Annotated in this window: 14 protein-coding genes; 6 read left to right on the forward strand and 8 right to left on the reverse strand. The window is 39.5% G+C overall.

Annotated features, from left to right (window positions below; genetic code table 11):
• Positions 1–29: 29 nt before the first annotated feature.
• The gene (locus FTT77_RS10405; RefSeq protein ID WP_180007892.1) at positions 30–1,133 is read right to left on the reverse strand and encodes an OmpW family protein; all 1,104 of its coding nucleotides are present in this window, start codon (positions 1,131–1,133) and stop codon (positions 30–32) included.
• A gap of 204 nt (positions 1,134–1,337) precedes the next feature.
• Entirely contained in the window at positions 1,338–1,763 is a 426-nt protein-coding gene (gene aceI / locus FTT77_RS10410) for a chlorhexidine efflux PACE transporter AceI (RefSeq protein ID WP_168377760.1), read from the reverse strand.
• A 117-nt stretch (positions 1,764–1,880) separates the two neighbouring features.
• Here aceI and FTT77_RS10415 point away from each other — a divergent pair, with 117 nt between their 5' ends.
• From FTT77_RS10415 to FTT77_RS10430, 4 genes are all read left to right on the forward strand, one after another.
• Positions 1,881–2,771 carry a LysR family transcriptional regulator gene (locus tag FTT77_RS10415; protein ID WP_180007891.1) on the forward strand — a complete coding sequence of 297 codons (891 nt, stop codon included), beginning with the start codon at positions 1,881–1,883 and terminating at the stop codon, positions 2,769–2,771.
• Positions 2,772–2,860: 89 nt separating this feature from the next.
• Positions 2,861–3,850, forward strand: coding sequence for a transaldolase (tal, locus tag FTT77_RS10420; protein WP_078191801.1), 990 nt, complete (start codon positions 2,861–2,863; stop codon positions 3,848–3,850).
• 72 nt (positions 3,851–3,922) lie between these two features.
• Positions 3,923–4,573: a leucine efflux protein LeuE gene (gene leuE / locus FTT77_RS10425; RefSeq protein WP_180007890.1), complete on the forward strand. Its 651-nt coding sequence runs from the start codon at positions 3,923–3,925 to the stop codon at positions 4,571–4,573.
• A 254-nt stretch (positions 4,574–4,827) separates the two neighbouring features.
• Positions 4,828–5,997 carry a benzoate/H(+) symporter BenE family transporter gene (locus FTT77_RS10430; protein WP_180060074.1) on the forward strand — a complete coding sequence of 390 codons (1,170 nt, stop codon included), beginning with the start codon at positions 4,828–4,830 and terminating at the stop codon, positions 5,995–5,997.
• 344 nt (positions 5,998–6,341) lie between these two features.
• On the opposite strand, the gene FTT77_RS10435 is transcribed toward FTT77_RS10430, so the two are convergent.
• The 3 genes from FTT77_RS10435 to FTT77_RS10445 form a co-directional block, all read right to left on the reverse strand.
• The gene (locus FTT77_RS10435) at positions 6,342–6,902 is read right to left on the reverse strand and encodes a TetR/AcrR family transcriptional regulator (RefSeq protein WP_180007888.1); all 561 of its coding nucleotides are present in this window, start codon (positions 6,900–6,902) and stop codon (positions 6,342–6,344) included.
• A 1-nt stretch (position 6,903) separates the two neighbouring features.
• Positions 6,904–7,248 carry an SMR family transporter gene (locus tag FTT77_RS10440; RefSeq protein WP_078188613.1) on the reverse strand — a complete coding sequence of 115 codons (345 nt, stop codon included), beginning with the start codon at positions 7,246–7,248 and terminating at the stop codon, positions 6,904–6,906.
• A gap of 81 nt (positions 7,249–7,329) precedes the next feature.
• Positions 7,330–8,337 (reverse strand): alpha/beta hydrolase, encoded by a 1,008-nt coding sequence (locus FTT77_RS10445; protein WP_180109231.1) that lies wholly within the window; start codon positions 8,335–8,337, stop codon positions 7,330–7,332.
• 311 nt (positions 8,338–8,648) lie between these two features.
• Here FTT77_RS10445 and FTT77_RS10450 point away from each other — a divergent pair, with 311 nt between their 5' ends.
• Both FTT77_RS10450 and FTT77_RS10455 read left to right on the forward strand, forming a co-directional pair.
• Positions 8,649–9,092, forward strand: coding sequence for a universal stress protein (locus tag FTT77_RS10450; RefSeq protein WP_078191806.1), 444 nt, complete (start codon positions 8,649–8,651; stop codon positions 9,090–9,092).
• A 142-nt stretch (positions 9,093–9,234) separates the two neighbouring features.
• Positions 9,235–9,681: a universal stress protein gene (locus FTT77_RS10455; protein WP_078188616.1), complete on the forward strand. Its 447-nt coding sequence runs from the start codon at positions 9,235–9,237 to the stop codon at positions 9,679–9,681.
• Between the two features lie 49 nt (positions 9,682–9,730).
• On the opposite strand, the gene FTT77_RS10460 is transcribed toward FTT77_RS10455, so the two are convergent.
• The 3 genes from FTT77_RS10460 to FTT77_RS10470 all read right to left on the reverse strand — a co-directional run bounded on the left by FTT77_RS10460 (position 9,731) and on the right by FTT77_RS10470 (position 13,800).
• Positions 9,731–10,759, reverse strand: a complete 1,029-nt coding sequence (locus FTT77_RS10460) for a DUF1311 domain-containing protein (protein ID WP_180109230.1) — start codon at positions 10,757–10,759, stop codon at positions 9,731–9,733.
• 120 nt (positions 10,760–10,879) lie between these two features.
• Positions 10,880–12,355 (reverse strand): OmpA family protein, encoded by a 1,476-nt coding sequence (locus tag FTT77_RS10465; RefSeq protein WP_180109229.1) that lies wholly within the window; start codon positions 12,353–12,355, stop codon positions 10,880–10,882.
• 209 nt (positions 12,356–12,564) lie between these two features.
• Positions 12,565–13,800: a dihydroorotase gene (locus FTT77_RS10470; RefSeq protein WP_180109228.1), complete on the reverse strand. Its 1,236-nt coding sequence runs from the start codon at positions 13,798–13,800 to the stop codon at positions 12,565–12,567.
• Positions 13,801–13,804 lie beyond the last annotated feature (4 nt).

The following is a 13,804-nucleotide window of genomic DNA, read 5'->3' on the forward strand; positions in this document are numbered from 1 at the left end:
GGTTTTTTATTTCAGAGATTTCATAATTTTTAGAAACGATAACCGACACCTAAATAAGTAATGATGGGATCAATATCGATCTTTGTCGTTGCATGAATTAACTGTTCACCGGTCGTTTGGTTAATCACATCGATCTTGGTCTTATTATTTAACTTTGCATAAGACACTGAAGCTGCTGTAAACCAATTTGGGGTGAAGTCATAGGTAAAACCGAGTGTGACAATTGGAGCAATCGCATCATCCGCATCGACATCGACCACCATTTTACCTGATGATTCTTTACCGTCTAATGCAGCACCTGCAAGATTATCCTTAATATTTTGAATCATATGCCCTGCAGCAATTAAGTCAGATTCAATACCTTTATTGAGTTCAATATCATTAAAATACGCATACATAATCCCTGCACCTACATAAGGTCTGAATTTATTCACGCCCGATTTTCCAAATTGATACTGAGCTTGAAATGCTGGCGTCCAAGCACGCGCTGTTGCTGCTTTACCATAAGCATCCAGATTGGTAATTGGTACATCATAATCCAAAGGTAAACCGTCCGGAAACAGCAAACCAGCAAGACCTCCCGGCATTGCATTGCCAGATAAAGGTGCCGTAATCATCCCTTTCCCTTGAATATCCACTTTGGGAGGAATACCGCCAATCATCTGTAAGGATACGTTGTCATTGATATAATAATTGACCATCAAACCCAAAGTATCAACATCCTCTGCTTCTAGACCAGTGCCTCCTGCTGACCAATTTTCCAATCCATATAATGTCGATGTCCCTGCAATATCTGGTTTGATATTGCCTTTGCCATCTGTCATGAGTCCATTAATAAAACTATCTTCTAATAATGTTCCTAAAGTCTCCTTTAAATTTACTGTGTTATCACCGTCTTGAATCGTTGCATTTGGGTCAATTGCTTGTAAAAAACCCTCTTCACTAATGCTTCCAACTTTGGCCTGTGTCCCATTTGCCACAGAAGTATTAATGTTAAAAGGATTCGCCTTTCCTTGCGGCATCACGTGTAACCAACCTGCAGATACAGAAAAGCGCTTAAAGTTACCATCTGCAAATGTAAATTGTGTAAGCCCAAGTAAAACAACAGGAGTGACAATTTTTATCAATTTCATATACTAACTCCTTATTTTGCATATTTTTTTAATTAATTTATAAAAACATTCTTTGTTCTTATATTTAAAAGTTATGTAATTATTCTAACTTTTTATAGTTAGTTTATGTTTTTATATATTATTATTTGTTAAATATTGCACTATTTTGATGCAAAAAAGGCCTGTATTTATCAGTACAGGCCAATGTGATTTTCTTATTGAAATTTAACGATATTGTGGTTGGTAGCCCAAGTGCGCCTCGATCTGGTCATAGCACCATTGGAAAATAAATGTGTAGACTAAAATGCACATGGTCATACTAAAATCGAGCAAAATCGCCTGCCATAAGGTCATATGCATGGCATAAGCCACCATTGGGATGGTTGCAAGCATTAAACCGCCCTCAAATCCAATTGCATGTAAAACACGTACACCAAAGGTTCTTTTTAACTTTCTTTTTGCTTCAAATTTTTCAAAATAATGATTAAAAATCATGTTCCAAATCACAGAAGTGACCGCCATTGCAATACCGAGCGTACCTGTCACCTCCATCGGAACTTTAAAAATAAAACTTAAAGCAATAGCAATGATCACCAATAGGATGATCTCATAGCTTAGCGCATGAATAATCCTTCTCTTGGAAATCGTCATTTTGAAACACTCTATTATTTGTAAAAAACTTATTTTATTTTTATATTATTGATTAATCGAGTCAGATTCTTTCAATATTATTGAAAGGTTGTATTCCTTTATTTTTTCTGTATGCTCATGAATATTAATCAAGAACAACTGATGATTTTTAAAACAGTCATGGAAACAGGATCATTTTCCGCAGCCGCCAGACAACTCGGCAAAGTGCCATCAGCAGTCAGCATGTCCATTGCGAATTTCGAAATTGATCTCAACCTTAAACTGTTTGAGCGCGTTGGTCGTGAGCCTGTGCCCACCGCTCAAGCGCTTAACCTGTATGAAAAAACTGAACAATTATTGATAGAAATCAATCAGTGGAAACAGCATGCGATTGCGCTGAGTCATGGTTTAGAGTCTTCACTGAATATCGTGGTGGTATCAGAACTGCTTCATACGCAGTGGACCGACTATATCTCTTTGCTAGAAACTCATTTTCCATCTTTGCAAATCAATATTTTTTCTGCGCCTCAAGAAGATGCTCAAAAGATGTTATTACAGGGTCAAGCGCAGCTTGCTCTAATGTTTGAACGTGAACAGCTTGAGAGTTATGAACAATTTGTCGAATTGAAGCGTGAAGCATTGGTTCCTGTTGCTGCGACAAAACATGCCCTGTCGAAATTTAAGCAAGTCAGTTTTGAGCAAATTTTGCAAAGTCGGCAAATCGTGGTTGCAAGTCGTGATAAAAGCATCAAACCAGAGTTGTTATTTTCCAAACACAATTGGCGTACAGATAACCACCACTCTGCTTGTTCGATGATTATTCAAGGTCTGGGTTGGGGTGTGCTTCCATTAGAGATGTTTAATGAAAATCCAACACTCAAAGATCAACTCAAAATCTTAAGCTTTCAAGATTTCACACCCAAATTTGAATATTTCGTCGACTTGGTCTGGAACCGTGAAAAACCTCTCGGCTCGGCTGCTCATTTTTTGATTAATCACATCCGAAATTCACGAAAAACTACGATTTAGACCGCCTAATTGGGCGGTTTTTGGTTGGGTTCTAAACAGATTGTGTTATAAAAGTATGTACACCAAGAACATTAAGAACTAGATTTCAAATGACTCAAAATGCGTTAAACCAATTAAAAAGCCTAACAACGATTGTTGCTGACAGCAGTGATTTAGCTGCGATTAATACATTCCGTCCATTGGATGCGACCACAAATCCATCTTTAATTACAGCAGCGGCAAATCAACCTGAAAATAAAGAACTGATTGAAAGTGCTTTTGAACAAGCGCGTAAAGAAGGTTATCAAAACGATGAGCTGGTTGAGCGCACCATCGATATTCTTACGGTCAAATTTGGTGTAGAAATTTTAAAATTGATCGAAGGACGTGTATCTACAGAAGTCGATGCAGCCTTGTCTTATGATACCGATGCCACCATTGCAAAAGCCAAAGAGTTACTGGCTTTATATGCACAGTATGGTATCGATCAAAACCGTATCTTAATTAAAATTGCCTCAACATGGGAAGGCATTCAAGCCGCTAAAGCCCTTGAAGCCGAAGGCATTCACTGTAATCTGACGCTATTGTTTGGCTTACATCAAGCTCAAGCCTGTGCAGATGCTCAAGTCACACTGATTTCACCATTTGTCGGCCGTATTTTAGATTGGTACAAAAAAGCTGAAAATGTGGATAGCTACCCGATTGAGAAAGATCCAGGCGTTTTATCAGTTAAGCAGATTTACCACTACTACAAACAACATGACATCAAAACTGAAATTATGGGTGCTAGCTTCCGTAGTATCGATCAAGTGCTTGGCTTAGCAGGTTGTGATTTATTGACGGTTTCACCGAATTTATTGGCAGAACTGGAAAAAGATCAGCGTACCGTTGAAGTGCAACTATCTAATCATCATGCGCATGCACACTGTCAACACGACGTACAAGTGCTCGACAAGCAAACTTTCAAAGCTGAAGTTGAAAAAGACTTAATGTCTTTCCAACTATTACAAGGCGGTATTGATGGTTTTATTAAAGCCCGTGAGCAATTAAGTAGCTTACTGCGTCAAACTTTTGGCTTAGATGCTGAAATAAAAGCATAAATTAGAAATTTTCAGTTTCATCTAGAACCGAAGTTGTATACTACAGCTTCGGTTTTTATTAGAGTGTCTTCAGTGTTTGGAATCACAGACTTAACGACCTTTATTATTGGTACGATATTAATTGTGATTTTACCCGGGCCAAATTCACTTTATGTCATGTCTGTTGCTTCTCGCTATGGCATTAAGGTCGGCTATTTAAGCGCTTTTGGCGTTTATACTGGCGATTTGATCTTAATCTTACTCACTGCTCTCGGTGCTGCATCCTTACTTCACGCCTTCCCTTGGTTATTCTTATTATTAAAAATTGTCGGTGCGCTGTATTTAAGTTATTTAGGTATCAAACTTTTCAAGGCTGCCTACCAAACATGGAATGCCGTTCAAACGCCAGAACAACTCGACACTAAACAACTGAGTTTGAATGAATTGAAACCGTTTAAGACTGCATTAACCATCAGTATTTTAAACCCGAAAGCCATTCTTTTTTACTTATCGTTCTTTGTACAATTCGTCGATCCTGCATATCCATATCCAGCGATTACATTCACCGCACTCGCGATCGTGCTGCAAATTATCAGTATGAGCTATTTAACGATTTTGATCTTTTCGGGTGCAAAACTGGCCACCTATTTTAGCCATCGTTATAAATTTACGGCATGCTGCGTGACAGCGGTTGGTCTTCTATTTTGTGGATTCGGTCTAAAGCTTGCGACATCTACCATGTAACTGACATGGGCAAAGTAGTACTGTTTTTTCTTAGGAAATTCCATATCCCTTTAAAGTTTTGAATGGATAAAACATCCTCAATGTGGGTTGTCGATTCGTTCTATTAAAGTGCCTTTTGTTAAAGTGTCGTTTGTGAATAAATAAAGTATTTCCATAATATCTCGATGAGCACTTTTACTGTACAGGACTTGAGCGTATCATCCTGAAAAATGTCATCTTAAATCTGCGCCAACAATACTCATAGCTCGATCATTATGCAAAAACTACTCCAAGACTTTTCCATTCCAGCTGCTTTTGCAGGTTTTATTACGTTCTTAGTCGGGATCAGTGTCTCGGCTGTTTTGGTGATCCAATCTGCACAACTGCTCGGTGCCAACACTGCAGAAATAACCTCTTGGTTTTGGGCTCTAGGTTTGGGTATCGGCTTAAGCGGGCTGATTCTGTCTTGGAAATTTAAATATCCCGTTGCGACTTCATGGTCCACTGCAGGACTGGCACTGATTTTAGCGACTGCAAATGGTTACAGCATGAATGCCGCCCTAGGTGCTTTCTTGGTCTGTGGCTTATTGACAGCAATACTTGGATTTTTAGGCATTTTTGAAAAAATATTGCGCTATATCCCGCAATGTCTAACTAGTGCAATGTTGGCGGGTGTACTCCTTAAATTTGGTATTGAGCTATTTGTCAGTTTACAAAATGAATGGGCATTCGTTCTTGGTTTACTCGCGGCTTACGTCCTCAGTAAACGACTGTTACCACGTTATAGCATTGTCATTACGGTGATCATTGGCATCATGCTTTGTCCATTATTACTTGGCTTTCAATTACCGGCGCTTAATTTAGAACTCGCACAGCCGGTTTGGGTCACACCTGAATTTTCGATCTCAGCAATACTGGGTTTGGCGTTACCACTCTTTGTAATCAATATGGCCTCTCAGTATTTACCGGGTTTAGCCATGATTAAAAGTTATGGTTATCAACCCCACGTCAATCAACTGATTGGTTGGACTGGTACAGCCCAAACGCTACTCGCGCCATTTGGATGTTTTAGTGTCAATATTGCTGCGATTAGTGCAGCCATCAGTCTAGATGACCAAGCCCACCCCGATGAGAAAAAGCGCTATATCGCAGGTATGACTTGTGGCTTCTTTTATATTTTGATGGGCCTGTTTGCAGCCACTTTGGTGAGTTTCTTAACTGCTTTTCCATTGGTATTTATTACCGCTTTAGCAGGAATTGCCCTACTAGGCACCATTGGACACAACATCGTCATTGCTTTCCAAGAAGCGAGTGAACGTGACGCTGCTCTACTCACCTTCTTATTTAGTGCATCGGGCGTACAATTTTTTGGTATTGGTTCCGCGTTTTGGGGGTTGGTCTTTGGTTTAGTCGTACATGCTATTTTCAAATATAAGAGAAATTAAGCCCTCAGTTAAATAATTTGCTTCAAATAAAAGAATGATACGCGGTAACGTCATCCGCAAGTGTTTGAGATAGGACTATTTCTAATCAAAAATGTTTTTGCGATACTTTGAATAATTAGACACTAGTGAACAAGTTTTGCGGTGAGGAGCAATGCTCCGCAAGATGGCTTCCTTACGAAGCACGCTTCTCATTTTGCCAAATGAGAAACAACATTTCAAGAGTACCTCCAGCCGAAGGTTAATCCCTTTATTCAATCCCTAGATGTAAGCCTCTGTCGAATAGACTTAAAAATCATTTTAAAAATGCGTAATTACTTTTACGTATGTAAAATCAGTTATTTAATCTATTTCGCTCGATACGTTCTGGCGATCAGTTCTTGTTTTAATAATTGGGTTTCGATTTCGTCTTCCACTTCTGTAAAAGCGGTGAGCCAAATACCATCGGCTGCATAACGAACAATTTTGAGTTCTATATCTGAATCGGTCTGATGATGTCGCTCTAAACGTGAGTTCATCCATTCAATCCAATATTCATTAAAAGTTTTATCGGTCAGCATGGTCATCGAAATCGCGGACCATGACTGTTGCAAACCCATGATTTGTTTTTCTAAGGTAATTTCAATATAGGCTCGGGTAAAACGACCGTATGGCTCAGGGTCTTCGTCAATCAATCGGTCAACAACCTCGTCTAATTGAGCTAAAAGCATGACGATCATGGACTCTAAGAGCTTTTGCTTATTTGAGAAATGATGAAATACACCACCTTTTGTGACCCCAACTAAATCCGCAACGGCTTGAATCGACACCCCGTTGACACCTTTATCTGCAGCAAGACGGATTGCATGCTGCAAAATACTTTGGCGTATCAGTTGAGGTTCTTTCTTGCGCTGATGCGGATTATCCATACTAGTGTCCAGCAGAAGTTGAAAACAGGTTGATCACGACCACACCTGAAACAATCAGGCCTATCCCTAACATGGCTGGGAGGTCTAAACTTTGACGAAAGATAAAGTAGCCAATTAGTGCGGTTAAAACAATACCAACACCCGCCCAAATGGCATAAGCAATACCAAGTGGTATGACTTTAATCACCTGAGACAATAAATAAAATGCTAAACAGAATAAAACTGCGACAGCCAATGAAGGCGCAAGTTTGGTAAACCCTTCTGACTTCACCAAAAATGTCGAACCAATTACTTCTGAGATAATCGCCAATGACAGTAAGCCATAGGCCAATGTTACCGAATTCATTAATCATTCCAAAACAAACATACCAACTGGTAGGTATGCTATTAAGTTAAAGATTATTCTGCAAGCCATTTAAGTCTGTTTTTAATTTTTGACGGTCTGTGTGTGTTGTTGCAAAAATTCTAAAGTCCGATCAAAGGTCTGCTGACTGGCCTTTTTACTCATCATAAATTGATATTCATGTACCAAAAATTCTTTCGAATCTGGATAAAATACCGCTGTCACAGGTACATTATTTGCCTTCAATTTTTCTACATAAGGCTCAGATTGCGTTTTGGTTAAAAAATCTTTATTACCACCACTGATAAATACAGGCGGATAATTTGAATTAATATTTGAGGCCGTTGAAATACGCGTTAAAAACTCGGCATCATCTTTTTTGTCTCCGGTATACGCCTGAACCAAGTTATAGACGCCCCACTCGATCAATCCAATCTCGTCGGGTGCTGTATTTACAAAGCTGTTTAAATCATAAATACCACAATGTAAAATCAGCCCTTTAAGCTGTGAAGGCTTTAATACTGGCTGAATCTTTGACGCTTGCGCAAAATCAGGATTCGTAACCAAGGCGGCATAATGACTGGCCATATTTGCACCTGCAGAATCCCCGGCCAAATACATATTTTGCGAATCAATGCCATATTGTGCCGCATGTAGATTCAAAAACGTCAGTGCTGCATCTATTTGGTTGAGCTGTGCAGGATAAATGGCTTCAGGTGCAAACTGATATTGAACAGAAACCACGTTATAGCCTTGGGCTGCGAGCCGTTTAAAATATCCACCTGCATGCTCTTTTGAACCTGAGACCCAACCGCCCCCGTGGATCCAAACAATCGTTGCTCTTGGTGCAATCGCCATACTAGTTTCAGGTTGATAGATATCCAAGTTTAAATTTGGATTTTGTAGATATTGAATATTTGACTGCACAATAACATTGTCAGGTGCATGTAAGTTGATAAATGTCTTTTGAACTTGTGTCGATAAGTTAAATGCGCCTGCAATCACTTTGGTACTGCTTTGCGTGTTTTGACAACCAGACAAATGCAACACTGAACAAATACTGAGTATAACCAACCCTGCTTTATATGACATATCAAACTATCCAATCACATCAATTCTGTTATAAATCTTAGATTTAAAACTGTATATAGTTTAGGCTTATTTTCATAAAGTTCAAATTGATCTTTTAAGCTCAAAATCCGAGAAAATTGGTCGATTTTATTTTAATATTTTTTGAGCAAAGTCCGAGTTTTCCGCTCAGATTTATTTGACGACTTATCGACATTAATTTATGTAATTTTATGAATTTACAATATTTTTTAGATTAATAAATTGAACCATGCACGACAATGTGTTATCAATAATCTATAGGGTTTAAAAGCAAAATTACAGGAGATTGTTCCATGTCATATCAAAACATTTTAGTACCTGTCGATGGTTCAGAAATCTCGTTTTCTGCAGTTAAAAAAGCTGCAATTATTGCCAAGGCGTTTAACAGCCAACTCACTTTAATCAGCCTTGTTGCTGAAGACCCATTTACCGATGCAGACTTTTATTATTCTTCATCAATCATGAAAGAATATTTCGTACAAGCTTACGCAAATGCAGAATCTGCATTAAAAGAAGCTGTACAAATTACAACTGAAGTGGGTGTAGAAGCACAAAGTAAGATTATTAAAGGTCAAGTTTCTGCTGAAGGTGTCGTAGAAGCAGCCAATGAAGTCAAAGCCGATTTGATCGTGATGGGTTCACATGGTCGCAAAGGATTTAAGAAAATGCTACTCGGCAGCTTCGCACAAGATGTACTCAGCAATACTGAATTACCCGTGTTGGTTGTAAAAGCTTAAAAATGACTAAGCCCACATCATGTGGGCTTTTTTCTATTCAGCACACCCTTCACCCATAGGCTTACCCTTTTGTCTAATTCATACAATTTCGTGAATAGAGCAAGATTATATTGATAACATTTAAAATATTAAGGAAGCAGATATGAGTCAATATCAACAAATTTTAGTCCCTGTGGATGAATCTCCAATTTCATATTCTGCTGTTGAACATGCCCTCAGCTTGGCTAAAAGTCAAAATGCACAAGTGACCATTGTCAGTGTTGTTGCTGTTGATCCATTCGTTGGTGTCGATTTCTATGCTGTTGCACCTGCAATCACTGAATATTTTATGCAAGCTGAAAAAAGTGCTCAGCTGCGTTTAGAAGATATCAAACAAACCTTTGTACGTGATGGTATCGAAGTTAAAACCCGTTTGATTCATGGTGTATCGCCAACCGAAGGGATTTTACAAGTGGCTGATGAAATCTCTGCAGACTTAATCATCATGGGTTCACATGGACGCACAGGTTTAAAAAAAGCCATGCTGGGCAGCGTAGCACAAAATATTTTAACGCAGTGCCCAATTCCTGTTTTGATCATCAAGCAATAAACTAAGATTCAAAAAAAAGCCCTTCATTGAGGGCTTTTCTTCTTTTAGATCAATTAAACACGTTATTTAAATACACAATTCGTTCTGTAGTTTTCTGATTAAAACATTTGGTATATTGCAACTCCTGATTTTGCGTATTCATCGCATCATCCCAGTATTGCGAATGCTTTTGATAAGTCTCTTTTTCACTTTCATTTAATGAATAAACACTTTTTTGTGCAAGCACTTTACAGTCGATATCACGCTTTTCAAACCAGTCTGCTTGATCTTGCTGTAACTCCGCCTTTTGTTCATCACTAAAACGATCCCAAGTCTGATTGAGACGGTCCACCACTTTGGCATTATCCTGATCTAGCTCTTTCTTACGAATATCCATCGCCTTTTGTGCAAGGCTCATTTGTTGAGATTGACTCTCCATCCCTTGCTGATAGGATTCTTCGTCTCGCTTATTTTGAGCACTATATGCCGCATATAGCACCGCATGACGTGTCACTGTTACAACGCTATCAATTACGTCATTTTGACTTGGGACACTTAGGCTCAAACCATCTTTGTCCGTTTTAGTGATGCTATAGCTAAAATTCCCTTTAAGCTGATCATTATCCATGCTTAAGCCTGACTCCCCATCTTCGAGTGAATCATTCAAAGTATAATTACCACGTTCTTCACAGCCTTCGTCACATGGTCGTTCAGCAAAGGCGTTTTCAGCACGCTTTTGTAATCCTTTCGGGAAAACCACCAACAATTGACTACTACATTCCAATGTTTTGGCTTTATTAGGGTCTTCAGTTAAAGTCGTGACATTTTGAATGTTAAATTTTAGATTTTTTACAATCAGATCCATAAGTTGCTGATCGGCTTCATAATCGGACTGACGTATTTCTTTGTTTAATTCTTTGAAATATTCGTTTTTTAAATGATCTTGCAATTGGTCAATATTGGCTTGTGCAGTACAACTCCAATCTTCCAAAGCAGGCACTTCCGTTTTGGCTTCAGTATCTTTTTTATTTTTAAAATTATCACAGCCGGATATCAATGCCGCAGACAACATGAGGCTCGTGATGACTATTTTTTTCATTGTATAATTACCATTATGATTTTATTCTTCGGGCGTATTTTACTCAAAATTACAGCGCTTTGACGAGAAAAATCCCCGCATGTGCAGGGATTTTTATATATCATCTAATTTAGTACGGTTTTAATTGGTCTTTTCAGTCACGCCTTCACTGGTAACATCTCGTACTTTGCCATTCTCGGTATTTAAAACTTCAAACTCAATACGACGGTTTTTGAATTGACCTTCTTTGGTGCTGTTATCCGCCACAGGTTTTTCTTGACCATAGCCCACCGCTTGAAGCTGTGCAGGATCTACGCCTTTCGACACCAAATAATCCACCACAGCTTGTGCACGCTCTTGCGATAAAGCTTTATTCGCTTCCGCATTACCCACAGCGTCGGTATGACCTTGTACAGTCAGATGTACTTCTGTAGCGCGCTGCAGCAATGCTGCCGCCTGATCTAAAATCGATTTATTCACGTCAGGAATATCAGATGAACCTGTCGCAAAATTAATAATTTGTAAGTTCAGCGCAGTCGCAACATCTAGCGCACGAACTTGTTCAGGGTTAATGCTCGCTAATGCTTTTTGTGCATCAGTAATACTGTTATCTACTGCTGTTTGTTCGCTCACGCCTTCTTGAACCAATACCGTCATATTTTTTGCTAAAGGCTTAATTTGATTGGCAAGGTTTTGAGCATCCGCAGGATTTTGCGACAAAATCGATAACTGATTTTCTGTCCAGGTTAAAGTGGTATTTGGCACACCTTTAAGTTTTTGCAGAACCGTTGGAATGGTATCTTGATCAATAAATTGCGTATGGTAACTGGCATCAGATGAAGCACCACAACCCGTATTAAAGTTAAAGATCTGTTTGACTTGTTGCTGCAAAATTTCAAGATAATTTGAATCACCAGTTTGAATTTGACAGTTGGTTAACTGCCCATCTGTACCGGTGCTAAATTGCAAATGTGCTGGCTGAGATGCAGCAGGCTGTGCAACCGTTGTTGCAGAGGTGGTTGGTTCTTCTTTATTAGTACAAGACTTAAACCAAAATGCGATCAGACCCAATAATATAAGCAGCGCAATAATTGGCAATAACCAATTCGAGCGTTTTTCTTCAACGATAACAGGTGTTGGTTCAACAACAGGCGCTTGGTGTAATGTACGGCCAGCTGCAGTGTTTACCCCTAAACCTGCGAGTAAAGGCACTGCCCATTGTGGTAGTGCCGCCAAAATGCTATCTGCATGATTATCAAGTAAATGCGTGATTGCGACGGGATCAGATGAACCCGCTTCATTTTCAAGTGCCCCTAAAGTTGGAGCTATAGAGTGGTTTAAGGTTTGCTCTATTTCTGACGTTGGGGCCGTACCGCCACCGAGATGTTGCAAAAATTGATCTTTTAATGTGGGATTTGCCGAAAATATATCACTAATACGAGGGTTTAACTGTTTTTGAAAGGCATCAATAAATTCAGGTTTGGATCGAAAAATATTTAACAGGAATGGAATAAATTGACTAATGGCTGAATTTTTTTCAGTTAAGTGTTGTGTATCACCGTCCAGCACAATCGAGGAGACGTGCTGCTTAATCAGCGCTAATAAATCTATACTCATATTTGTACTCCATGCAGTTGTCATTATTTTCATATGTACTTCAGTTTATATGCTTATTTTTTGATCAAATGTAATAATTTGTTCGGACTTGTCAACGCTTTAATTTCTTCTTTTATTTTCAATCTTCACTAAAAAAGCCAGCCGAAGCTGACTTTTTAATGTCTAATCAAAATTCTGAGAATCAACAAATTTCCATGTTGAGCGTGCGCTTAAACGGCATAAAAAGCGTGAACTACTTTACCTTTTACCGTTTGCTGAATTAATGGTGTGTTCTTACCATTTGAGACAATCGTGTCTTTATTAATAGTCCACTCAAGTTCTGGATCGACAAGCACCCAACCCGCTTCATCTGTCCAACGTTGTTGCATATTGGCTACTTTAGCAGGTGCGAGTGTGACTTTCTCAACCCATTCCAGTGGGCTTAATAGACCTTCTTGAATCAGTTGAATACCAAAAGGTACAAAGGTATCAAATGCGGTAAAACCGGGCTGTGTTTCAGCAAAAGGCGCCATTTTCGCAGAGCTGCTCAGTGGCTCATGATGCGTACAAATCGCGTCAATTACACCGTCTTTCACTGCTTGGCGGAGCAAGTCTTTATCTTGCTCAGAACGCAGCGGCGGACGCACATGCGCAAGTGAATTAAAGCCGTCGATCAACTGATCAGTTAAATGCAATTGGTGCATGGCTACATCGCAAGTCACCGGTAAGCCTTTCGCTTTAGCATGTTTAATCAATTCAACAGATGCGCCTGATGACAACAGACCAAAATGCGCACGCACTTTAGTGGCTTCAATCATCAGTAAATATTTTGCAATGGCTACGGTTTCCGCTAATGCAGGGATCATCGGTAAACCTTGACGAGATGCGACAAAGCCTTCATGCACACAGCCATCTTTGGCAATCTGCGGTTCTTCGGCATAGAACACAACGGTCATGTTCAGACCCGCAGCATATTCCAAGGTACGAATCACCACATCATCGTCCATAAATGGCGCATTAGCATTCGATACCGCAGTACAGCCACCTTTTTTCAAACCCGCCATATTCGCAGGCTGCTTGCCTAACAAGCCTTGAGTTTGCGCGCCAATCACCTGCAGATAAATGCCACCATCAATCATGGCTTTTTCCACCAGGCCATGAATCAATGCGCCATTGTCCTGCACAATCGGTTTTGAGTCAGGCGGGGTAAACACATGCAAAATACCATTCGCACGTGCAGCCTTACCTTCTGACTTTAAAGTGCCATGCTGCTGCTGACCCGGCTCACGCAAACGCGCACAGAGATCAACCATACTTGGCATCAGCCATTTGCCTTGACCATCAATGGTTTCAGCGGCATTGCTTTCGGCAACCAATCGGCCATTTTCAATATAAACCGTCTGTACGCTGTCAGTTTGATTGATTGGATCTAAGACACGTACATTTTCAACTTTAACAATACTCATGACT

This window comes from Acinetobacter sp. YH01010 (genome assembly GCF_013420775.1).
In the GTDB taxonomy this organism is placed as follows: Bacteria; Pseudomonadota; Gammaproteobacteria; order Pseudomonadales; family Moraxellaceae; genus Acinetobacter; species Acinetobacter amyesii.

Coding starts and splice junctions, on each gene's coding strand:
- FTT77_RS10405 (WP_180007892.1), bottom strand. CDS start 1,133: ATGAAATTGATAAAAATTGTCACTCCTGTTGTTTTACTTGGGCTTACA.
- aceI (WP_168377760.1), bottom strand. CDS start 1,763: ATGACGATTTCCAAGAGAAGGATTATTCATGCGCTAAGCTATGAGATC.
- FTT77_RS10415 (WP_180007891.1), top strand. CDS start 1,881: ATGAATATTAATCAAGAACAACTGATGATTTTTAAAACAGTCATGGAA.
- tal (WP_078191801.1), top strand. CDS start 2,861: ATGACTCAAAATGCGTTAAACCAATTAAAAAGCCTAACAACGATTGTT.
- FTT77_RS10430 (WP_180060074.1), top strand. CDS start 4,828: ATGCAAAAACTACTCCAAGACTTTTCCATTCCAGCTGCTTTTGCAGGT.
- FTT77_RS10435 (WP_180007888.1), bottom strand. CDS start 6,902: ATGGATAATCCGCATCAGCGCAAGAAAGAACCTCAACTGATACGCCAA.
- FTT77_RS10440 (WP_078188613.1), bottom strand. CDS start 7,248: ATGAATTCGGTAACATTGGCCTATGGCTTACTGTCATTGGCGATTATC.
- FTT77_RS10445 (WP_180109231.1), bottom strand. CDS start 8,337: ATGTCATATAAAGCAGGGTTGGTTATACTCAGTATTTGTTCAGTGTTG.
- FTT77_RS10450 (WP_078191806.1), top strand. CDS start 8,649: ATGTCATATCAAAACATTTTAGTACCTGTCGATGGTTCAGAAATCTCG.
- FTT77_RS10455 (WP_078188616.1), top strand. CDS start 9,235: ATGAGTCAATATCAACAAATTTTAGTCCCTGTGGATGAATCTCCAATT.
- FTT77_RS10460 (WP_180109230.1), bottom strand. CDS start 10,759: ATGAAAAAAATAGTCATCACGAGCCTCATGTTGTCTGCGGCATTGATA.
- FTT77_RS10465 (WP_180109229.1), bottom strand. CDS start 12,355: ATGAGTATAGATTTATTAGCGCTGATTAAGCAGCACGTCTCCTCGATT.
- FTT77_RS10470 (WP_180109228.1), bottom strand. CDS start 13,800: ATGAGTATTGTTAAAGTTGAAAATGTACGTGTCTTAGATCCAATCAAT.